This window comes from Polyangium jinanense, from assembly GCF_028435365.1.
This window is the reverse complement of the sequence record NZ_JAGTJJ010000041.1, coordinates 73,289-94,122: the sequence shown is the minus strand read 5'-3', so window position 1 is coordinate 94,122 and position 20,834 is coordinate 73,289. Positions and strand designations below refer to the sequence as shown.

Genomic DNA, 20,834 nt, shown 5'->3' with positions numbered 1-20,834 from the left:
AGCAGGTGCCCCTCGACCAAAAGGGCCGCGATCAGCGGCGACGCTTGCCCGGCCCTTGGGGCAAGCGTAAGGAAGGGCGGCCATGCATCCGATCCTGTTCCGCGTGCCGCTCCCGCGCACGACGCTGCCGCTGCTCTGGGTCCTCTGCGCGCTCGCAGGGATCGCGGCGATCGTCGCGATCTACCAGTTCGTGACGAAGAACAGGTCGTTTGCGATCGGCGCCGCCGTCGCCACAGCGGCCCTCGGCGCCGCGGCGTTCGTGTTCCGCGCGAGCACGGTGCCCGTCGGCCCGCTGCCCATCTACAGCTACGGCGTGATGCTCGGCCTGTCGCTCGTCGTGGGCTGGTATCTGACGCTCGGGCTCGCGGAGCGTGATGGCCTGCCGAAGGAGCTGATGGCGAACAACTACGTGGTCACGGCCGTGGCCGCGGTGGTGGGCTCGCGCATCCTGTACATCGTTACGAACCTGAACGAGTTCGAGTCGTTCGGCGCGATGCTCGACGTGCGCAAGGGCGGGCTCGTGGCGTACGGCGGCTTCCTCGGCGGGTTCGTCGGCTCGCTGGTGTTCCTGCGGCGGCACGGGATCCCGCTCCTTCCGTGGGCGGACGTGGCGGTGCCGAGCCTGGCCTCGGGCCTGATGATCACGCGCGTCGGCTGCTACCTCTTCGGCTGTGATTTCGGCCAGCCGCTCGAGAAGACGGCGCCCGCGTGGCTGCAGAAGCTCGGCACGTTCCCGCGTTGGGATCCCTCGCTGATCGAGACGCCGAGCGGCGCGCCGGGCGGCTCGCCGGCGTGGATCCAGCACGTGAAGAAGCACCTCATCGAGGACGACGCGACGGCGTCGCTCCCGGTGCACCCGACGCAGATCTACGAATCGCTCGTGGGCGTGACGCTGCTCGTGATCCTGCTCGTCTCGCGGCGGTACCAGAAGTTTCGTGGTCAAATCTTTTTGATCTTCACGTTCGCCTACGGCGTCGGCCGCTTCCTGCTGGAGATGCTGCGCGCGGACGACGAGCGCGGCTGGATCCCGCCGTCGCTGCCCGAGCACATTCTCCTGCCGCTCGCGCTCGTGCTCTTCGGGGTCGGTTACGTGGTCGGCATCTCGAAGATGGTCGAGAACCCCACGATGCGGCGCCTGTCGCAAATCCTCGCGTTCGTCCCGGCCGTGGTGCTGTTCCTCGCGCTCCGGCCCGAGTCGTTCGGGACCTCGGCGACGATCCAGCTCTCGACGTCGCAAGCGGTGGCGCTCAGCACGGGCGTCGCGGCGGCGTTCGCGTTCTCCGTGTATCACCACGCCGCGCTCGCTCATCCCGAAGCGGCGATGGCGATCCCGCTGCCGACCCTGGTCGACGACGAAGCGGAGGAGAAGAAGGCCGAGAGCAACGTCGCCGACGAGGACGAGGACGAGGACAGCGAGCCCGCCGCGGCGAAGAAGGATGCAGCGGCGGAGGCGGACGAGGACGAGGACGAAGCGCCGCGCGAGGTGAAGAAGAAGCCCGCGAAGAAGGCGCAGAAGGCCGTCGCAGCGAAGAAGACCAAGAAGCCAGTAGAGGAAAAGCGGACGAGCGAGCCGCCTCCGTCCGAGGAGAGCTGACGCGTGGAGCTCGCCTGGGGCGAGGCGGGGCTCTTGCCCGCGATCGTGCAGGACAGGCTGACGGGTCAGGTGCGCATGCTCGCGTACATGAACCGCGCGTCGCTGGAACGAACGATCGAGACGGGGCGAGCAACGTTCTTCAGCCGATCCCGAGGCGCGCTCTGGGAGAAGGGCGAGACGAGCGGAAACACGCTCGCCGTCGCAGCGATCGTCGCGGATTGCGACGCCGATGCGTTGCTGTTGCTCGTCGATCCGGTCGGGCCGACGTGCCACACGGGCAAACCCGCGTGTTTCTTCCGTCGCGTGGACGAGACCGGGATCGCCGCGGACTCCGGCGTGGATGCGGCCGCGTTCCTCGAGGTGCTCGAGCGCGAGATCGAGGTGCGGCGCACGTCGAGCGCGGAGAAGAGTTACACGCGGTCGCTGCTCGACGGAGGTCCGGCGAAGATCGGCGCGAAGATCCGCGAGGAAGCGGACGAGCTCGTCCGTGCGATCGAAGGCGAAGACGATTCGCGCGTCGCCAGCGAGGCCGCGGATCTCGTGTACCACGTGCTCGTGGGGCTCGCGTCGCGCGGCGTGCCCCTGCGCGAGGTGGTGCGTGTGCTCGCCGCGCGCGCAGGAACGAGCGGGCACGAGGAAAAAGCGAAACGAGGCGGGCCTCGCTGACACACGCGCCGAGCGGATCGGGCGCGTTCCGGAAGAGGCCGATGCTCTGGTAGTGTCGGTCGACGATGACCGGCGTTCGGCGCGCGGGGGCGCCGCAATCCCCCTTCCGCGAACCTCCGAAGCTGGAGCTCGGTCCGCTGTCGGTCGGGCTGCATCAGGCCGCGTCACGCGCGATGAAGCGTCTGCCGAGCGGGGGGCGCCTCGTGCGGCAAGGGCCGACGCGGCGCATCGCGCACACCCAAGGCGCGCTCGGCTGCACGGGGCTCGTGCTCGCCGCGAGCGCGGCGTTCGTCGCCCTGACGACGGGGTGGGTGCCTCGATCCCACGCCGAGGTCGCGATGGTGATGGTCACGGTCGTCGTAGCCGGCGCGTGCCTCGCGGCCGTGCTGCTCGCGTTCGATTACGCGAGGCCTCTGCCCACGTGCGACGCGGAGCCCGTGGGGCACGCGGCGCGGATCGTGGCGCAAAGGCTCTCGCGGCTCGCGACGTGCGCGGCTGAGGACGCGGCGCGCTTCGGCACGAGGCGGATCAATGCGCTGCGGCGCGCGCTCTCGGCGGCCGCGGATCCCGCGCTCGCGACGTGGATTCCGGACGATGTACGCGGTCGCGCCGAGCTCTTGCTGGCGCGGGCGATCGTGGCGCAAGCGCGTCCCGGATGGACGCGTGACGCGGCCGTGCGCGCCGAGGTGCGGCGGCTGCTCGTGCGGGCGGCGGAGCACCTCGACGAGCCCGCCGTGGCCGAGGCGGATCTCGTGCGGCTCGACGCGGCGCCGCTCCCGCCGGCGGAGGAATCGGCCGGCGCGCGTGGCCGGGAGCCGCTCCGGAGGCGGCTCAGGCAACGATTCGCGCGTGATCCGCACGCCGCTGCGGACGAGCACGCGGCCGAAGAAGAGGCCCAGAGCGAAGAGATGCACCCCCGAGCGAGGCGACGGAGGGAACGGCGGGCCGACGTGTTACCCTGAGCCGGCGTTTTCGCGTCGCCTTCCTTCTGCCGGCAAAGGTGCACGATGAAGCAGAACCGCTTGCGCTCGTTCGGCCTCGGGCTCTCGTTCCTCACAGCTGCCGCGGTCCTTCCGCTGGCCTGCTCGCCCGACTCCGGGATCAAGCCCGGCGGATGGAACGTGAGCGGAAGCGGCGGCGGCATGTCGTCCTCCGGCGCTGCGGGCGCAGGCGGCGACGGAGGCTCGCTCTTCATCGACTCCGGCGGGACCTGCGGCGACCCGACGGACAAGGACAAGGACCTCATCGCCGACTTCCTCGAGCTCGGCCCGGACAAGGACACGGACGGCGACGGCACACCCGACGCGCTCGACAACGACAGCGACGGCGACGGCGTACTCGACGCGGACGAAGCCGCGAACCCGTTTCTGTTGAACGATGAACCGGGACAAACGCGCGACGATGCCTGCGATTTGCTCGCGGATTCGGACGGCGACGGAGATCCCGACGTGCGGGATCTCGACAGCGACAACGACGGCGTGTCGGACACGCAGGAGACGACGTACGACGCGAACGGCGCGAAGGGCTGCCGCGTGCGTGTCGACTGCGACGAGGACGGCGTCATCGATCTCGTCGAGCTCGCGGCCGGCTCGAACCCGACCGACAAGGGCTCGGTGCCCGCGGACGCAGGGCTCTACTTCGTCCTGCCGTACCAGGGCGGCGAGCAAACGAAAGATTTTACGTTTTCCACCGGTGTCGCGAAGGCGGACATCTACTTCCTGATCGACACGACCGCGTCGATGCAGCCCGCGATCGACAACCTGAAGGCGTCGATCGACACGGAGATCATCCCGACGATCCTGAACGGCGATCCCGCGGCGAGCCCGCCCATCCCGGCGATCGGCGACGCGTGGATCGGCGTGGGCGAAGTGCGCGACGTGCCCTGGCTGCCGTACGGGCAGGATGGAGACGCACTCTATCGGTATCGCTTCCAGGTTGGTGCTCAAACGATCTCCGGGGATCTCGCGCCGCCGGTGTTCGATGGGCAGAAGTACACGGCGCCCGTCGCGACGAAGCAGATCCTCGGCACGCTCACGGCGGGAGGCGGCGGCGACGCGCCCGAGGGGACGTCGCAGGCGCTCTGGCTCGCCGCGACGAACCCGAACAACTACGCGCTCACGATCGGCGGGATCTGGAACTATCCGCAGCACGCCTGTCCGCTCGCCGGCAGCATCGGCGCGCCGTGCTTCCGGCCCGAGTCGCTGCCGATCTTCGTGCTCATCACGGACGCCGCGTTCCACAACGGGCCGAACGTCACGCACCAGTACGACGGGGCCAAGGTCGGCGGGTCGGTGAAGACGTATGCCGACGCAGTGACGGCGCTGAACAACATCAACGCGAAGGTCGTCGGCGTGCCCGTTGCGACGGGCAGCCCGGGCGCGGCGCGCGCGGATCTCACGGATCTCGCCACGCAGACGGGCAGCCTCTACCACGACCCAGCGTTTGGCGGGAAAGACTACCCGCTCGTCCCGAAGACGGACGTCGGCAGCGGTTCGGTGTCGAAGGAGGTCGTGCGATTGCTCGGCCTGCTCGCGGGATCGGGCCTGCACGACGTGACCACCGCGCACGAGAACTACGCGTGCGACGGCGGCATCGACTGCACGGGCGACGGCGTGCCGGACCTCGCGTACCAGAACCCGCCGGTCGATCAGGGGATGATGCCGTTCGACGCGAGCACGCTCATCACGAAGATCGAGACGCTCGAGAGCCCGGCAACTCCCCTGCCCTACGCGAGCCGCACGGAGACCACGTTCTACGGCCTGCAGGGCGACGCGCCCGTGACCTTCCGCGTGCACGCCGTAAACAACACGATCAAGCCCGCGACGCTGCTCGTGATGCGCGCCTTGATCCGCGTGCGTACACCCGACGGGCAGGTCCTCGGCGGCAAGAACGGGATCAAGCTCGTGTACTTCGTCCTCCCGCAATACATCCCCAAGGTGAAGTGAGCGCACGCCGAGCGATGTCGCGGGGCAGCGGACGAAACACGTGATCGGCGCGCGCTCGCTCGTCTGGCTCTCCGCCCTCGCCGCCCTGGCGATGCCGGCCGTCGCTTCGGCCGCCGATCCGCCGTCGGCGAGCACGACCGCGCCGCCGGAGGCACCGCAGCGGGCCCGCATTCGCTACACGCTCGAAGGAATCGAGCTGCGCGGCAACGTCCGCACCGCGGGGCGCGTGGTGCTCCGTTACGTGAAGTTTCGCGCGGGGGATCTGCTCGACGTCGACGACCCGGAGCTCGAGCTCACGCGCTACCGGCTCCTCGGAACGGGATTTTTCGCGCAGGTGGATCTCAGCCTGCGTAAGGGTTCGCGGCGCGGCGCGGCCGTGCTCATCATCGAGGTCGTCGAGCGCAACACGCTCGTCGTGCAGAACCTCTGGGCCGGCGTCGCCGCGGACGAAGACACGGCCGGGAACGCTCGTCCGCTCTCGGCCTTCCTCGGCGTGCAGGTGGCCGAGACGAACCTCGCGGGCACGGGCATCACGCTCGGCGCGGGCATCGCGCTCGCCGCGGATCAGTACGCGCTGCGCACGAGCTTCGTCGATCCCTCGTTCGTCGGGACGGGCTGGTCGGCCGCGCTGACCGTGCTCTACAACGACGCGCGCGACTTCTTCGGCAACCGCGACGTCCTCTTCGAGGCGCCGCTCATCGCGCAGCGCGAGGTGACGGACTACGCGGTCGTCGCCTATCGCCGCTTCGGCGCCACGATTGGAACAGGCCACGATCTCGGCGTCTCGTCGTCCTTCGCGCTCGACTACCACCTCGAACAGATCGACGCGACCGTGCCCGTCGCGGCCTCGCACATGCGCGGGCTCTCGCGCGAGCCGATCGATTTCTCGATCCGGCCGGGCCGCAGCGTGCTCTCGACCGTGCGCGGCGCGCTCACGTACGACACGCGCGATGCGCCGTTCCTGACCGCGCGCGGCACGCTCGCGCAGGCGTCCGTGACGATCGGGATCCCGGGCAGCGATTACAGCTTCCAGAAGTTCGAGGCGACGCTCAGGCGCTGGTGGCGCCTGCCCTGGCGGCACGTCGTGCGGTTCGATGCGTACGCAGGCGCGATCGCGGGCGACGCGCCCTTCTTCGAGCAGTTCTACGTCGGAGATTTCACCGACCTCTTGCCCGATCGTCTGCTCGCGCTCGCGCCGGATCGGAGGCAGCCACCGAACCTGCTCGGCACCGACATCATCGAGGTTCGATACGGCGATTTCGCCGCGAAGATCGAGGGCGAGTACCGCATCCCGCTCTACACGGGGCGCGAGTCGGTTTACGGCGTGGATCTCTTCGCGTCGGCGGGCTTCTACTCGGTGGCGACGCGCCGCGAGTTCACGGATCCGCCGACGGGATACGGGGGTTGGTCGCGTCTTCCGGTCGACGTCACCGGCAACATCGGCTTGCGCCTCGACACGAAGCTCGGCGGCGTGACGCTCGCGTTCTCGAACATGTTCGGGCTCGTCGCCGCGCGCAACGGTGAACGCAAATGACCCCGCGGGCGGCGCTCTTCGCGCTGGCCCTCGCCGCCCTGTCCGCCCCGGCAATGACCGCGCGCGCGGAGCCGCCGAAAACCCCGGCGGCGCTGCCGACGAGGAACGCAGCCGTCGCGCTGGACGGCAAGCAGGCCGTGATCAGCGTGCCGTTTCGCGACGTGGTCGACGCCGAGATCGAGAAGAAGCTCTCGAGCGGTTTGCCCACGGTGATCGTGCTCCGCGCGTGGGTGTTCCGCGAAGGCGGCACCGAGCCCGTCGCGCTCACGGCGAAGACGTGCCGCGTCGTCTACGATCTCTGGGACGAGGTGTTCCGGCTCCAGATCACGCAGCCGGGCGGGCTCGTCGACACGGTCGCCGTCAACATCGAGGGCGTGCTGCGCCAGTGCGCCGAGGCCCGAAAACTCCGCTTGATCGAGCGATCGCAGCTCGACGACAACGTGCGGTACTTCGTCGCCGCGCTCGTCGAGGTGAACCCGATCAGCCAGGAGACGCAGGATCGCATCAAGCGCTGGGTGACGCGTCCGAGCGGCTCGGCCGCGATCGGACCGGGCGACTCGCTCTTCGGATCGTTCGTGGGTCTGTTCGTCGCGCGGATCGGGGATGCGGATCGGAAGCTCGCGTTCCGGACGCAGGTGTTTGCCCCGCCGAACCCGCCGCCGCCCGAGAAGAAGCCTTGAAGGGCGCTCAGGCGCAGAGCGCTTCGATCTCGGGCTCGGGTTGCATGGTAGGAGGCGGGACCTCGGCGACCTCGCCGCCTTCACGCACCACGGCCTCGAACGCGCTGCGGAGCTTCGACTTCGTGCGCGCTTCGAGCTGTCGCACGCGCTCGCGCGAGACGCCGAGGCGGCGGCCGAGATCCGCGAGGCTCACCTCGTCATCCCTGGAGAGCAGCCGCTCCTCCACGATGAGCCGCTCGCGCGGATCGAGCGCCTTCCACACGCGGCCCACCACGCCGCGAACGAATGCGTCGCGCTCCGCGCTCGCTGTGAGGTGCTCCGGATCCGACGACGGATCACGCAGCGTCTCGAGCAGCGTTGGCCCGTCTTCGTGGTACGCCCGCACGTCGAGGGACGTGTCGCGCGACGCGACCCGCAGCGACATCGAGCGGATCGCGTCCTCGGTCGTCTGGAACCGGGTCGCAAGCAGCGTGTCGATCGAGGCGTCGCCCTCGCCGAGCTGCATCTCGAGCTTCGCCCGCTCGCGCCGAAGCCGGAAGAACGTACGCGACACGAGGGGCCCCGTCCCGCCGCCGACGATGCTCCACTCGCGGAGCAGGTGGTCCACGATATACGCGCGGATCCAGTAGATCGCGTACGTCTTGAAGCGGAGGTTGCGTGACGGCTCGAAGCGGCGAACCGCTTCGAGCAGGCCCAGGTTCCCCTCCTCCACGAGGTCGGCGAGCTGCATGCCGTAGCCTCGGTACTGCGAGGCCACCTTCACCACGAATTGCAGGTGGCTCTCGACGAGGGCGTTCGCGGCCGCGTGATCCCCCTCGCGCCGGTAACGCCAGGCGAGCTCGAGCTCGGTCGCGCGATCGAGCGCCTGGTAGCGCTGGATCGCCGCGCGGTAGGCCCCGAACGGCGACTGCGAAAGGCTCGCGCCGAGGCTCTCCGGGCGCGGCTTGCGCGGCGCCGCTTCAGGGCTCGACGCTTTTGGGGCGAGGCGGCTCCGCGGGCTCGTCTCGGCATCGGCAGGTGGATCCACGGAGGGTGGAGGCTCGGTCGAGCGATCGCGCGGCGCGCCGAAGACGTGTTCCGTGGGCACGCGCGTGGGCGCGGCGCCGTCGAGGTGGAGCAGGGCGCGGTAGATGAAGCCTCGCGTCTTTTTCTTGTGACCACCAAGGATCGGCTGGATCGTGTTCGGGCTCGTCGCGTAGCCGAGCGCCTCGACCTCTCGCGAGAGCTGGATCGCGAGCTTGCGCATCGTCATGCCGGGGTTGTCGGCCACGTGCTTGCGGGCGAGCTCGGCGATAGGCGCGGCCTTCACCCAGGCGAGATCGAGCTCGGCGCCGGAGGGCTGTCCGTCCTTCACGACGGGCGCTTCGATCGCGGCGCTTGAGGCGTCTCCGCGCAGGATCGACTCGATCGCCTTCGCCATCGCGTGTCGCACGCGGCGCGCGCGCCCGTCGACGAGCTTCTGCACGTGCGGCAGCCCGATCGCGATGCCTCGCTCGGCGAGCCGCTGCTTGAGCAGGATCGCGAGCCTGCGTGACGAAGGCTCCTTGTGCTCGATCTTCCAGGCCTTCGCGAGCTCGTGGATCGTCCGCGCGCTCTCGAAGGCCCGGCCCTCCTGCGCGCCGCGGATCTCGCGGGACATCGCCTCGATGCGCGCCTCGGCGTCGGCCGCCGAGGTCACGCCGGCGTGGCGGAGGAGCGCGAAGAGCGCGTCCTGGATCTCGCGCCGCACGAGCCGCTGCTTGCCGGCGAGGATGCTCTGGAGCGAGTCGACGTTGAGGCGGATGCCGACCCGCTCGAGCTCCTCGCGCAGGCGGAAAGCCAGCGCGCGCTTCGATCGCTCGGGGTGCAGGTAAAGCCAGAGCTGTGCGAGCGGCAGCATGCGCTCGCAGGCGATGTACGTGGGCGTCGTGGCCGCGGACTCGCCCGAAAGGCCCGCTTCGACGAGCGCCTGCTCGATCGCCGCGATCGCGTCCGCGCCTCCCGCGTCGGCGATCACGTCGCGCAGCGCGTGTTCGACCTCGGGCGGCACCGTCGCGACCGCGCCCGAGAGCTGCCGCTTCAGCGTGCGCAGGTGATAGCCGATGCCGCGCCGCGCAAGCCGCTCGCGCAGCTCCCGCGCCAGTGACTCGCGCGAGAGGTGCGGATTTCTTTGAAGGTGAAGGGTTGCCGCAGCTCGGAACGCGGCGCCCGGGATCCGTTCGGGCGTCTCTGCCATCGCCGCCGCCGGCATCGTCACGCTCATTTCCACGACCGACCTCCCTGCTCTCGCCGCGCCAACGCAACGATCGTTGCCGCGCATAACACTAGACAAACATCATCATGTTACGACAACGTTGTACAAAGGCTGATGAATTTTGGGGGTGGATGTCAAGGCAGAATTTGTAGAACATTACCAAACGTTGTACAAACAATTGACATCAGAAGACCTGTGGTACACGGAATTCGTGCGGTACTTGCCGATCGAGCTGGATGTGCAGGGTCGCGAGGCCCTCGTGGTCGGGGCGAGCGCGGAGGTCGTGGCCAAGGTGGAACGGCTGCTCGCGGCGGGGGCGCGGGTCGTGGTCGTCGCGCCGGGGGAGGTCGATCCGGTGATCGAGGCGATGGCTGCCGACGGGCGGCTTGCCCTCGCGCGGAGGGAGCCATTGGCGGGCGACGTCGACGGCAAGGCGATCGTCTTCGTGGCGACCACGGAAGAAGGCCGCGCCGCGGCGTTTCACGCCCGCGGGCTCGCGGAAGGGCGGCTCGTGTGCACGCTCGATAGGCCCGAGCTGTCGACCTTCGTGAACCCGGCTGTCGCGCGGGCCGCGGGCCTTTCGATGACGTTCGCGACCGGCGGCACGAGCCCGGGGGCGGTGCGGCGGATCCGCGAGGACCTCGAGGCGCTGTTCGGCGATCCGCGGTTCGCGCGGTTCCTGGAGGGGCTCGCCGGCCTCCGGGCCCGGCTGCCGCGGGGAGAACGCGCGGTCCGGATGGCCGAGGCCGTGAAGGGGTTTGCCGTGGAGGCGAGGCTTCGTTTCCCCGCGTGGGTCGAGCGGGGCGAGGAGCCCTGACGTCCGCGGGTGGGGGAGCACGCGGAAGCGCGCTGCTCAAACCTCTTGTGTCGCGCGCGCCGCGCGAGTTAATTCAGCGAAACTCAGAGAGTCGAGCAGAGACGAGTGAGGAGGGCTTAGATATGCGATCGAGTTCGGGCCGGCTGACGTCGTTGCACACGGCAGCAGTGCTCACGAGTCTGTTGGCGCTCACGGCGTCTCCGGCGGCGTACGCGCAGGCGAAGGCCCCTGCCGCCGCGCCCGCCGCCCCCGCCGCGGACAAGAAGCCTGCGGCGGCGCCGGCCAAGAAGGACGAGAAGGCCGCAGCGCCCGCAGCGCCCGCGGCGCCCGCGAAGAAGGACGAGAAGGCCGCCGCTGCACCTGCGAAGAAGGACGAGAAGGCCGCCGCTGCACCTGCGAAGAAGGACGAGAAGGTCGCCGCGAAGGACGACAAGAAGCCGGCGAAGCCTCTCACCGACAAGCAGAAGAAGGATCTCGCGACGAAGTCCATGAAGGACGGCGACACCGCCTTCGAGAAGGGCGAGTACCAGGTCGCCCTCGACGCATACAAGCTCGCCGACGAGACGCTCCCGGGCCTCAACGCGAAGTTCAAGGTCGCGGTCACGTACGAGAAGCTCAACAAGGCGCAGGAGGCCGTCGCGGCCTACCAGGGCTTCCTCGCGGCGATCGACGAGCAGGCCGCCGACAAGAAGAAGAAGTTCGATCCCAAGAAGTGGGAGGATCGCGTCAACGAGGCGAAGGCCAAGATCGAGGCGCTGAAGAAGACGCCCGCGACGGTCAAGATCGCCTCGACGCCGGAGACGGCCCCGGGCCTCCTCGTCGCGGTCGACGGCAAGGAGCCCGCGCCCGCCGGCGAGCTGAAGCTCGAGCCCGGCAAGCACACGCTCGTGTATTCGGCGAAGGGCTTCATCACCTCGCAGCCGCAAGAGGTCGAGGTTGCCTTCGGCGAGACGAAGGAGCTGTCGGCGCCGAAGCTCGAAGCCGAGCCGCCGCCTCCGCCGCCTCCGCCGCCCCCGCCGCCCCCGCCGCCTCCGCCGCCTCCGCCGGCTCCGGCAGAGCCGCCGCCCGCGCCGAAGTCGTACGTCCCCGCGTACGTGACGCTCGGCCTCGCAGGCGTGGGCGCCGTCGTCGGCACGATCTTCGGTGTCTCGGCCCTCAGCGCGAAGAGCGACTTCGAGGCGAACCCGACGGTCGACAACGCCGACCGCACCGATCGCAACGCGCTCATCGCGGACATGTCGTTCGCCGTGGCGCTCACGTTCGGCGTGACGGGCGCGGTGCTGCTCTTCGGCGGTGACGACAAGCCCGCGCAGCAGCAGGCGGCGAAGACGAAGCTCTACAAGCCGGTTGTCGCGCCCTTCGTGGGCCCGACGGGCGGCGGCGGCGTCGTGTCGTTCAAGTTCTGATCGGAAGAGCGATGAAGGCACGGAGCACTCGAAGCTGGGCAGCGCTCGTGATCTGCACGGGCGTTGCCCTCTCCGTCGGCGCGGGCTGCGAGCTCGTCGCGTCGGTCGATCGGGATGCGATCCCGATCGGCAACGGCGGATCGGGCGGTACCGGCGGCCAAGGCGGCCAAGGTGGCGCTGGCGGCCAAGGCGGTCAGGGCGGCCAAGGTGGCCAAGGTGGCCAAGGTGGCGCGGGTGGAGTCGGTGGCGCGGGCGGCCAAGGTGGCCAAGGCGGCGCGGGTGGAGTCGGTGGCAGCGCCGGCAACTGCGTCGATCCTGCGACCGACTGCCCTGCGGCGTCGGGCCCGTGCGTCAACGCGATCTGCGACGCGAACAAGAACTGCGGCGAAGAGCCGAAGGCGCAAGGCACGCCGTCCTCGAACGAGGTGGCGGGCGATTGCAAGCAGCACACGTGCGACGCCGCAGGCGCCGAGCAGGTGACGGACGACGTCGCGGGAACGGCGTGCGGAGACGCGACGGCGAGCTGCACGAACGGCGTCGCGAACCAGCCCGACACCTGCGACGGCGCCGGCACGTGCCAGGCGAACGACAACGTCGCGTGCGCGCCGTACATCTGCGGCGCGACGGCCTGCGCCACGACGTGCGCGCAGGACGCGGACTGCGCCGCGGGCAACTACTGCAACGGCACCACGTGCGTGCCGAAGGTCGCGAACGGCGCGGTGTGCGCGTCGTCGAACGCGTGCCAGAGCGGCTTCTGCACGGACGGCGTCTGCTGCAACAGCGCGTGCAACGGGACCTGCCTCGCCTGCAACAACGCAGGCTCGGTGGGCACGTGCACGCCGGTCGTGGCGGGCACGGCCGATCCCGCGTGCGGCGCGGGTGAGGCATGCAGCGACGCGGCGACTTGCCTCAAGGTCGCCGGCACGCCCTGCGGTCTGCCGGACGAGTGCATCTCCAACGTGTGCACGAACGGCGAATGCGCGCCGTGATCTGACGAACGCGCGGGGCCCGCTCCGATGAAGCGGATCCCCGCGCGTTTTTCCTTTCAAACCCGAAGCGTCGTCCGCCGATACCGCTTGCCCGCCGTGAGCTCGGCGAGCGTCGTGAGCTCCGGCTCGGCCGACGCGTCCGCGGCGTCGCCTTCGCTCGCCTGCTCCGACGCTTCGTCCTCGTCCACGTCGTAGGCCGGCACCGTCCTCGCCTGCTCCCAGCGATCCTTCAGCCGATCGGCGATCGTCGCGAGAAGCGCGCGTGTCGTCTCGCGGTTCGTCGCGGACACGAGCACGGCGTTCTTGTTGCCGAAGAGCAGCCTTCGCGCTTCGGCCTTGTCGACGAGGTCGACCTTGTTGAAGACCAGGATCCGCGGGATCGACGAGAGCCCGAGCTCGCCGAGCAGCTCCTCGGTCGTCGCGATGTGCTGGTCGTGGGCCGGGTCGCTCGCGTCGACCACGTGCAGGATGAGGTCCGCGTCCGCGGCCTCCTCGAACGTGGCGCGGAACGCGGCGAACAGATCCTTCGGCAGCTCGCGGATGAAGCCGACGGTGTCCGTGATGATCACCTCGCGCTCCTCGGGAAAACGGATCCGACGCGAGCGCGTGTCGAGCGTGGCGAACAGCTTGTTCTCCGCGATCGTGTCCGAGCCCGTGAGCGTGTTGAGGAGCGTGCTCTTCCCTGCGTTCGTGTAGCCGACGATGCTCACGATCGGCACGTCCTTGCGCGCGCGCTTGCGGCGCCGCTGCTCACGTTGACGCGAGAGCTTCTTGAGCTGCGCTTCGAGGAACGAGACGCGCTCCTTGGCGCGGCGGCGTCCGATCTCGAGCTTCGTTTCGCCGGGGCCACGTCCGCCGATGCCGCCGGTGAGGCGCGAGAGCGAGTCGTCCTTCATCGCGAGGCGCGGCAGGGCGTACTTGAGCTGCGCGAGCTCGACCTGGAGCTTGCCGTCCGCGGACTCGGCGCGTTGCGCGAAGATGTCGAGGATGAGCTGGGTCCGATCGATCACCTTGAGATCTGCGTGCTTGGAGATCGCCGACGCCTGCGAGGGCGTGAGGTTGCGATCGAAGACCAGCGTCGCTGCGTCGAGCTCGGCCGCTCGCAGCACGATGTCGTCGAGTTTGCCCTTCCCGACGATGAGGCGCGGGTCGATCTTGTCGCGGAGCTGAATGACGGTGTCGACGACCTCGACGCCCGCGGTGCGCGAGAGCTCGGCGAGCTCGCGCAGGCTGTCCTCGGCCTCCGCGTACGCGCCTTGCTTCGACTTCTCCGCGACGTGCACGAGGATGGCCCGGCCATCCTTCGCGTGCGTGAAGATACGCGACCGACGGGCGAACTCGTCTTCGAGCGCGGTGATGAGCTCGCCGAAATGGATGTCGATGCGGCCGACGGGTAGCGGTCCCACGCGCCGATAGGGCAAACCATTTCGCGGGTCCTCCCCTTCCGCGACGGGCGACGGCGGCGTGTTGTACGCGAGATCCATCGACTTCGCCTCGCCTTCGGGCGAGAGCTGGATCGCGGCCACGAGGTCGAGGCGCAGGCGTACGAGGTCGACGATGTCGTCGCGCGTGAGCTGCTCGTTGTAGAGGTGCGTGTGGACGAGGCGGAGCGCGCGGAAGCGGCCCTCGGCGGCGCGCAGGCGGCCGATGTCGGGGAGCATGAGCTTCGTCGCGTCACCGACGATCACGTAGTCGATCTCGCCCGATCGATGCACGAGCGCGCCGACCTGGCGGCCCGTCACGTGCGAGGCCTCGGCGAGAGATTTGACGAGCTCCGGCGTGGCCACGTGATCGAGGGGCACCTTGCGCCGGTAGATACGCTCCAGAAGTCGAACCGCGTGCGGGCTGAGGCCCGTGGTGTTTCCGTAGATCTGTTGCATTCGGACGGTGGTTTGAGGGCCAAGCTCCGCTCGCCGGAGCGCCTCCCCCAAGCATGGATTCGTGCCTCCCTTTCATAACGCACGGATCCCCGGGGCGCGAGAGGCGGCGCCTTGGTACCGTGCAGCCGGACATGGGCATCTTCACGGCACTCTCGATCGACGAAGCTCGGGCGCTCGGCGCGCGCTTCGGCCTCGTGATCACGGGCGCGCACGGTCTCGACGCGGGCAGCGTGAACACGAGCTACGAGCTCACGATCGAAGGCGGAAGCCGGGTCTTTTTGCGGATTTACGAGGGCGCGGATGCGGCCTCGGCCGAGCGGGAGGCGCGCCTGCTCGCGCACCTCGCCGCGCGCGGCGTACCTACCCCGAAGCCGCTTCCACTCGCCTCGGGAGGCGGCTCGTTCGTGGCCGAGCACGCGGGCAAACCCGCGGTCGTGTTCCCGTGGATCGAAGGCGAGGTCGTCTGTCAGCGCGGCGTGACCGAGGCGCACGCGCGCGCCGTGGGGGAAGGGCTCGCGCGGGTGCACCTCGCGGGCGCGTCATTCGGCGAGCCGCTCGTGACGCGGTTCGGCCCTGAGGATCTCGCGGCGCGGCTCGCGCATCTTCGCGAGCGGACGAACGTCCCGGAGCACATTCGAAACCTCCTGCCCGAGCTCGAACGGCAGCTCGACCGTCTCTCGCGGGTGAGCCTCGGCCCGACGCTCCCGGTGATCCATGCGGATCTCTTTCGGGACAACGTCCTGTTCAGGGACGGCGCGCTCACCGCGCTCCTCGATTTCGAGAGCTCGTCGAGCGGCTCGGCCGCGTTCGATCTCATGGTCACGGTGCTCGCGTGGTGCTTCGGAGACGGCCTCGATCGAGGCCTCGCGCGGGCCCTCGCGGGCGGATATTCCGCGGTCCGCGCCCTCGCGGACGACGAGCGAGCGGCACTCCACGACGCGGCGCTCTTCGCGACGCTCCGCTTCACGATCACGCGCGTCACGGACTATGAATTGCGTCCACGCGGCGTGGTCGCCTTCAAGGATTACCGGCGCTTCGTGGCGCGCACGGCGGCGCTCGAAGCGCTCTCCGCGCGTGGTCTCGTCGAAATGCTCGGCGTGTGAAGGCCGCGTGAAGGAGTTTTGATTTTCGTGGTGGATCCTGGGCCGACGGTTGCGCCGTGGGGGGCACACCGTTACCTTCGAGGACCATGGCACAAGTCGGGACGCTCGATTTCAAAGGCTTCATCGAGAACCGCAAAGAACAGCGCGCAGGCGGCGTGGACGGGGGTGGACACGCGTATGCGTACGTCTCCGATCGGACGACGCGCGCCGCGTTCGACAAGATGAAGCCGGTCGAGCTGGCCGTCGCCGCCTCCGTCCGGTTCTTCAAGGCCGTCGGCAAAAGTGACCTGCTCGGCCACGCGGTGAAGGTCGGGACGAACCAGTTCCCGCGCGTGCACGGCATCGCCGCTGAGTGCGCGCAGACGCTCGGCATCGCCACGCCCACCGTCTACATCCTCAACAACCCGCAGATGAACGCGGCGACGTACGGGACGAACGACGATTCGTTCATCATGGTCCACTCCGCGCTCGTCGATCACTTCTCCGACGAGGAGCTGCGCAACGTCATCGGCCACGAGTGCGGCCACATCCACAACAGCCACGTCGTCTACCTGACGGCGATGCACTACCTCAAGGTCATGGCGTCTCGGTGGCTCGGCCCGCTGGTCGAGCCGGCGATGATCGCGCTCTCGAGCTGGTCGCGCCGCGCCGAGGTGACGTGTGATCGCGCGGGCCTGCTCTGCTGCAAGAGCCTCGACGTCTCGCAGCGGACGTTCGCCAAGCTCGCGCTCGGATCGGCCAAGCTCTACGCCGAGCTCAACATGGAGGCGTTCCTCGCGCAGTACGAGGAGGGCCGGGAAGGCGTGGGCCGCTACCGCGAGCTGCTCGCGAGCCACCCCTACCTGCCGAAGCGCGTGATGGCCCTGCGCACGTTCGCCGAGAGCGAGCTCTACAAGAAGCACATCGGCCACGATGGCCCCGGCCTCTCGATGGAAGAGGTCGACGAGAAGGTGCACGACATCATCAAGGTGGTCGGCTAGGAGCGCACGCACGATGCTCGAGACATTCCGCACGAGACAGGTCGAAGTCACCACGGCGCTACGCGAGCTGCTCTCGATCGCCGGCCGCGTCGGCGCGAAATCGCTGACGCGCCGCATCGGCAGCGACGTCGTCGACAAACTCGCGGCCGACCGCTTCCATCTCGTCGTCGTCGGCGAGTTCAACCACGGCAAGACGACGTTCGTGAACGCGCTGCTCGGCGCCGAGGTCCTGCCCGTCGGCGTGACCCCGACGACGGCCGTCATTCATCACCTCGAATACGCGCCCGAGCCCCGCGCGGAGCTCGTGCGCGCCTCGGGCGAGCGCACGACGATGCCGTTCGAGGAGGTGCGCAAGTTCGCCGTCGGCCAGGAAAAAGGCTCCGAGAGCGCGACGAGCGAGGTGAAGCACCTCGAGGTCTTCTACCCGGCGGAGCTGCTCCGCGAGCGCATCGTGCTCGTCGACACGCCAGGCGTGAACGACCTCTCGCTCCAGCGCGCGGACATCACCTACAGCTACATCCCGCGCTCCGACGCCGTGCTCTTCCTCATCGACGCGGGCCAGCCGCTCAAGGAGAGCGAGCGCGTCTTCCTCAACGAGAAGCTGCTCGGCCAGTCGCGCGACAAGATCATCTTCGTCGTCACCAAGAAGGACATCTGGAGCGACGACGAAGAGGAAGAGGCGCTCGCGTACATCCGCACCGAGCTCGCGAAGCTCATCCGCACGCCCGTGGTCTTCCCCGTGAGCGCGAAGCGCGCGGCCGAAGGTCACCCCGAGGAGAGCGGCATGCCCGAGCTGCTTTCGCACATGACGAAGTTCCTCGCCGAGGAGCGAGGCCGCATCCTGCTCGACAACGCGCTCGGCGAGGGCCTCGAAGCCGCGCGCATGCTCGTGAAGGGCATCGACGCGCGCAGGCGCGCCGCGCAGATGTCGAGCGAGGAGCTCACGCGTCGCATCGACCTCCTGGAGAAGGATCTCGCGGGCCAGTCGCGCACGATCGAGGAGCGTCGCGCGGGCATTCGCGAGGAGGTCGCCGCGATCCGCGCCTGGGTGCAGCGAGATCTCGCTCACTTCGTCGACGACGTGACCCGGCAGATCCCGGACCTCGTCGACAACCACTCGGCCGACGACATCAAGGTGTGGCTCGGCCCCTTCCTCGAGAAGACGTTCGCCGACTGGGCGCAAGCCGAGACGAAGGAGATCGCGAACGCGCTCGAAGCGCTGGCCGAGAAGACGATCGCGCTCGTCCGCGAGGACGCGCACGACGTGGCCAAGCGCGTCGGGCAAGCGCTCGGTTCGGACGTCCGCTCGCCCAGCGTGGAGGTCGACACGCTCGGCTACGACGTGGGCGTCTTCGCGCTCTTCACGCTCGGGCTCGGCGTGATGTTCACGAACGTCCTGCTCGGCGGCCTGCTTCTGCTCGCCTCCCCGGTCCTCGCCGTCTACGTGAAGGACAAGGTCGAGGCCGAGACGAAGAAGCGCGCCAAGGAGCTCGCGCCGAACGCGCTGCGTGAGGCCGGCGCGCGCGTGGGGCCCAAGCTCGACGAGATGATCCAGGAGTTCGCGCAGCGGCTCGACCAGTGGGTCGTGACCGCAGGCGAGGAACTTCACCGCGAGGTCATCGAGGTGCTGGAAGCCGCGCGCTCCGAGCGAGCGGGCAAGGCGCCGGGCGTGGAGGCCGCGACGCAGGCTTGCGACGCGGAAGCGAAGGAGCTCACGGGCGTGGTGGAGCGTCTCGAATCCATGCGCCGCTCGCTCTGGACCACGGACGCGGCCGCGAAGTGACGATCCCGGGGGACGTGCGCCCTCGGCCCATGCGATAGTGCAAGCGTGCAGCTCGATTTCGCATCACGCGAGATCTCGATCAAGCTCGTCTATTACGGTCCTGCGCTGAGCGGAAAGACCACGAACCTGGTCGCTCTGCACGGCCGCGCCGGCGCCGACGCGCGCGGGCGGCTCATGACGCTCGAGACGCAAGACGACCGCACGCTCTTCTTCGATCTCCTGCCGCTCACGTTCCGCTCGAAAGACGGCGACGTCTCGCTCCGCATCAAGCTCTTCACCGTCCCCGGCCAGCCGATCCACGCCGCGACGCGCAGGCTCGTCTTGCAAGGCGCCGACGGCGTCGCGCTCATCGCCGACTCGCGCGTCTCCGAGACACAACGCAACGCCGACGCGTTCCTCGATCTGCGCCAGAACCTGCGCGACAACGGGATCGAGATCTCGAAGATGCCGCTCGTGATCCAGTTCAACAAACGGGATCTGCCGGACATCCGCAGCGACGAGGAGCTCGCGCGGCTCGCGGCGCGCGGCAAGGAGCCGGTGTTCCGCGCGGTCGCGACGCGCGGGATCGGTGTCGTCGAGACGTTCGTCTGCCTGCTCTGGCTCACGTGGCGGTCGCTCGATCAGAGCCATCAGCTCGCGCGCAAGCTCTCGATCGACGGCGACGACCTCGTCTCGACCGCGGCGCAGCAGCTCGGCGTGACCACGCCGTTCCGCGAGCTCATCGCCGCGCGGATGGGCGGCCGGGCGGCCGGCGCTGCGCCCGGAGGCGCTCCTTGAGCGACGAGCGCTCGACCGACGTCGACGCGCTCGGCCTCGGACTCGGACCTCTCAGGCTCGAGGACCTCGTCGACCGCGAGGCGATGCGCGGCATGGTCGGCTCGATCGAGCAGGTCTTCGGCATGCCCGTGCGTATCGTCTCGAACTCGGGCGTGAGCCTGGCGAGCTCGTCACGCGAGGCCCCGCTCTGCGCGATGATCAACGAGGAGCCCGCGGGCCGCCGCGCCTGCGGCGCCATCGTCTCCGAGGTCAAACGCCTCCGCGTCACGTCGAGCGAAGGCGCCACGCACGGCTGCTTCACCGGCGCGCGTTACCGCGTCGTCCCGATCGAATACGAGGGCGGCACCATCGGCCGCGCGATCCTCGGCCCCTACCTCCCGCCTTCGGTCGAGAGCGTGCCCGACACGCTGCTCGCGATCGAAGGCATCGATCCGGCGCGCGCGGCGGAGCTTTTGCCGCACATGGCGCGCGCGACCGAGGCGACGGCCGAGATCGTCTCGAAGCATCTCGTCGCCGTGCTCGACGTGATCCTCTGGAGCGGGCACAAGGCCCTGCTCACGTCGAAGATGCACATCGCGTCGATCCGCGAGAGCTACCGCGAGCTCTCCGAAAAGAACGCGGCGCTCGAGCAGGCTTACGAGCGGCAGCAGGAGCTCGACAAGCTGAAGTCGAACTTCCTCGCGACGATCTCGCACGAGCTCCGGACGCCGCTCACCTCGATCCTCGGCTACAGCGAGATGCTCGTGGGCGGCATCGCCGGCGAGCTGACGGGGCCGCAGCTCGACTTCGTGCAGATCATCCAGGCGAAGAGTGATCAGCTCCTGAAGCTCATCATGAGCCTGCTCGACCTGTCGAAGCTCGAGAGCGGCACCGTGATGATGCGCCGGAGCGACGTGGCGATCGGCGTGGTGCTCGCAGAAGCAGCCTCGACAGTCGCGCCCGTGGCCACGAAAAAGGGCGTCACGCTCACCGTGGACGCGCCGGGAGATCTGCCGCTCGTGCTCGGTGATCCGGAGCGCCTCAGGCAGGTGTTCGTGAACCTCGGCGAGAACGCCATCAAGTTCACACCGCCGGGCGGCACGGTGCAGATGGTCGCGCGGCAGATGGCGACCGAGGCGGACGTTAGCGACGAGCCCGGCATGGTGCTGCTCGCGCCGCTTCGGCAGATGGTCGAGGTGCGCGTGGCCGACACGGGCATCGGCATCCCGGAGGCCGAGCGCGACAAGGTCTTTGATCCGTTTTACCAGGTGGATCAGTCGTCGACGCGCGAGCACGGCGGCACGGGGCTCGGCCTCTCGATCGTGAAGCGGCTCGTCGAAGCGCACCACGGCACCGTGCACATCGAGGGCCACGAGCCGACAGGCGCCGTCTTCGTCGTGCGTTTGCCCGCGTCGCGTCCGTCGGCGCCGCCTTCGAAGGCGGCGATCTCGGTGCGGTTCGCGTAAAG

The 20,834-nt window shown here is 69.2% G+C and carries 16 protein-coding genes; 14 read left to right on the top strand and 2 right to left on the bottom strand.

Features of this window, described 5'->3' with window-relative positions; translation table 11 throughout:
• Positions 1–82 precede the first annotated feature (82 nt).
• The 6 genes from KEG57_RS39600 to KEG57_RS39575 all read left to right on the top strand — a co-directional run bounded on the left by KEG57_RS39600 (position 83) and on the right by KEG57_RS39575 (position 7,419).
• Positions 83–1,594 carry a prolipoprotein diacylglyceryl transferase gene (locus tag KEG57_RS39600; RefSeq protein WP_272425829.1) on the top strand — a complete coding sequence of 504 codons (1,512 nt, stop codon included), beginning with the start codon at positions 83–85 and terminating at the stop codon, positions 1,592–1,594.
• A gap of 3 nt (positions 1,595–1,597) precedes the next feature.
• Positions 1,598–2,260, top strand: a complete 663-nt coding sequence (hisIE, locus tag KEG57_RS39595) for a bifunctional phosphoribosyl-AMP cyclohydrolase/phosphoribosyl-ATP diphosphatase HisIE (RefSeq protein ID WP_272425828.1) — start codon at positions 1,598–1,600, stop codon at positions 2,258–2,260.
• Between the two features lie 65 nt (positions 2,261–2,325).
• A complete protein-coding gene (locus tag KEG57_RS39590) occupies positions 2,326–3,222 on the top strand; it encodes a hypothetical protein (protein ID WP_272425827.1) in 897 nt (298 codons plus the stop codon).
• 45 nt (positions 3,223–3,267) lie between these two features.
• Positions 3,268–5,205 carry a hypothetical protein gene (locus KEG57_RS39585; protein WP_272425826.1) on the top strand — a complete coding sequence of 646 codons (1,938 nt, stop codon included), beginning with the start codon at positions 3,268–3,270 and terminating at the stop codon, positions 5,203–5,205.
• 40 nt (positions 5,206–5,245) lie between these two features.
• A complete protein-coding gene (locus tag KEG57_RS39580; RefSeq protein ID WP_272425825.1) occupies positions 5,246–6,739 on the top strand; it encodes a BamA/TamA family outer membrane protein in 1,494 nt (497 codons plus the stop codon).
• Positions 6,736–7,419 (top strand): hypothetical protein, encoded by a 684-nt coding sequence (locus KEG57_RS39575; protein WP_272425824.1) that lies wholly within the window; start codon positions 6,736–6,738, stop codon positions 7,417–7,419. Before KEG57_RS39580 ends, KEG57_RS39575 begins: the two co-directional genes overlap by 4 nt.
• Before the next feature lie 7 nt (positions 7,420–7,426).
• Here KEG57_RS39575 and KEG57_RS39570 read toward each other — a convergent pair whose 3' ends face one another.
• Positions 7,427–9,661: a sigma-70 family RNA polymerase sigma factor gene (locus tag KEG57_RS39570; RefSeq protein ID WP_272425834.1), complete on the bottom strand. Its 2,235-nt coding sequence runs from the start codon at positions 9,659–9,661 to the stop codon at positions 7,427–7,429.
• A 202-nt stretch (positions 9,662–9,863) separates the two neighbouring features.
• Between KEG57_RS39570 and KEG57_RS39565 the strand changes: the two genes are divergently transcribed.
• The 3 genes from KEG57_RS39565 to KEG57_RS39555 all read left to right on the top strand — a co-directional run bounded on the left by KEG57_RS39565 (position 9,864) and on the right by KEG57_RS39555 (position 12,864).
• Positions 9,864–10,469, top strand: a complete 606-nt coding sequence (locus KEG57_RS39565; protein WP_272425823.1) for a precorrin-2 dehydrogenase/sirohydrochlorin ferrochelatase family protein — start codon at positions 9,864–9,866, stop codon at positions 10,467–10,469.
• Between the two features lie 122 nt (positions 10,470–10,591).
• The gene (locus KEG57_RS39560; RefSeq protein ID WP_272425822.1) at positions 10,592–11,875 is read left to right on the top strand and encodes a PEGA domain-containing protein; all 1,284 of its coding nucleotides are present in this window, start codon (positions 10,592–10,594) and stop codon (positions 11,873–11,875) included.
• An 11-nt stretch (positions 11,876–11,886) separates the two neighbouring features.
• Positions 11,887–12,864, top strand: coding sequence for a hypothetical protein (locus KEG57_RS39555; protein ID WP_272425821.1), 978 nt, complete (start codon positions 11,887–11,889; stop codon positions 12,862–12,864).
• Between the two features lie 56 nt (positions 12,865–12,920).
• Here the strand turns inward: KEG57_RS39555 and hflX are convergent, their stop codons facing one another.
• Positions 12,921–14,744 (bottom strand): GTPase HflX, encoded by a 1,824-nt coding sequence (gene hflX / locus KEG57_RS39550; RefSeq protein WP_272425820.1) that lies wholly within the window; start codon positions 14,742–14,744, stop codon positions 12,921–12,923.
• Between the two features lie 131 nt (positions 14,745–14,875).
• On the opposite strand from hflX, the gene KEG57_RS39545 reads away from it, so the two are divergent.
• The 5 genes from KEG57_RS39545 to KEG57_RS39525 all read left to right on the top strand — a co-directional run bounded on the left by KEG57_RS39545 (position 14,876) and on the right by KEG57_RS39525 (position 20,832).
• Positions 14,876–15,847, top strand: a complete 972-nt coding sequence (locus tag KEG57_RS39545; protein WP_272459472.1) for a homoserine kinase — start codon at positions 14,876–14,878, stop codon at positions 15,845–15,847.
• Positions 15,848–15,933: 86 nt separating this feature from the next.
• Positions 15,934–16,827 (top strand): M48 family metallopeptidase, encoded by an 894-nt coding sequence (locus tag KEG57_RS39540; protein ID WP_272425818.1) that lies wholly within the window; start codon positions 15,934–15,936, stop codon positions 16,825–16,827.
• Positions 16,828–16,840: 13 nt separating this feature from the next.
• Positions 16,841–18,610, top strand: a complete 1,770-nt coding sequence (locus KEG57_RS39535; protein WP_272425817.1) for a dynamin family protein — start codon at positions 16,841–16,843, stop codon at positions 18,608–18,610.
• Between the two features lie 45 nt (positions 18,611–18,655).
• On the top strand, positions 18,656–19,387 hold the full coding sequence (locus KEG57_RS39530) for a GTP-binding protein (protein ID WP_272425816.1): 732 nt from the start codon (positions 18,656–18,658) through the stop codon (positions 19,385–19,387).
• Entirely contained in the window at positions 19,384–20,832 is a 1,449-nt protein-coding gene (locus KEG57_RS39525; protein WP_272425815.1) for an ATP-binding protein, read from the top strand. Before KEG57_RS39530 ends, KEG57_RS39525 begins: the two co-directional genes overlap by 4 nt.
• Positions 20,833–20,834 lie beyond the last annotated feature (2 nt).

Coding starts and splice junctions, on each gene's coding strand:
- KEG57_RS39560 (WP_272425822.1), top strand. CDS start 10,592: ATGCGATCGAGTTCGGGCCGGCTGACGTCGTTGCACACGGCAGCAGTG.
- KEG57_RS39590 (WP_272425827.1), top strand. CDS start 2,326: ATGACCGGCGTTCGGCGCGCGGGGGCGCCGCAATCCCCCTTCCGCGAA.
- hflX (WP_272425820.1), bottom strand. CDS start 14,744: ATGCAACAGATCTACGGAAACACCACGGGCCTCAGCCCGCACGCGGTT.
- KEG57_RS39575 (WP_272425824.1), top strand. CDS start 6,736: ATGACCCCGCGGGCGGCGCTCTTCGCGCTGGCCCTCGCCGCCCTGTCC.
- KEG57_RS39585 (WP_272425826.1), top strand. CDS start 3,268: ATGAAGCAGAACCGCTTGCGCTCGTTCGGCCTCGGGCTCTCGTTCCTC.
- KEG57_RS39535 (WP_272425817.1), top strand. CDS start 16,841: ATGCTCGAGACATTCCGCACGAGACAGGTCGAAGTCACCACGGCGCTA.
- KEG57_RS39600 (WP_272425829.1), top strand. CDS start 83: ATGCATCCGATCCTGTTCCGCGTGCCGCTCCCGCGCACGACGCTGCCG.
- KEG57_RS39570 (WP_272425834.1), bottom strand. CDS start 9,661: ATGAGCGTGACGATGCCGGCGGCGGCGATGGCAGAGACGCCCGAACGG.
- KEG57_RS39545 (WP_272459472.1), top strand. CDS start 14,876: ATGGGCATCTTCACGGCACTCTCGATCGACGAAGCTCGGGCGCTCGGC.
- KEG57_RS39540 (WP_272425818.1), top strand. CDS start 15,934: ATGGCACAAGTCGGGACGCTCGATTTCAAAGGCTTCATCGAGAACCGC.
- KEG57_RS39555 (WP_272425821.1), top strand. CDS start 11,887: ATGAAGGCACGGAGCACTCGAAGCTGGGCAGCGCTCGTGATCTGCACG.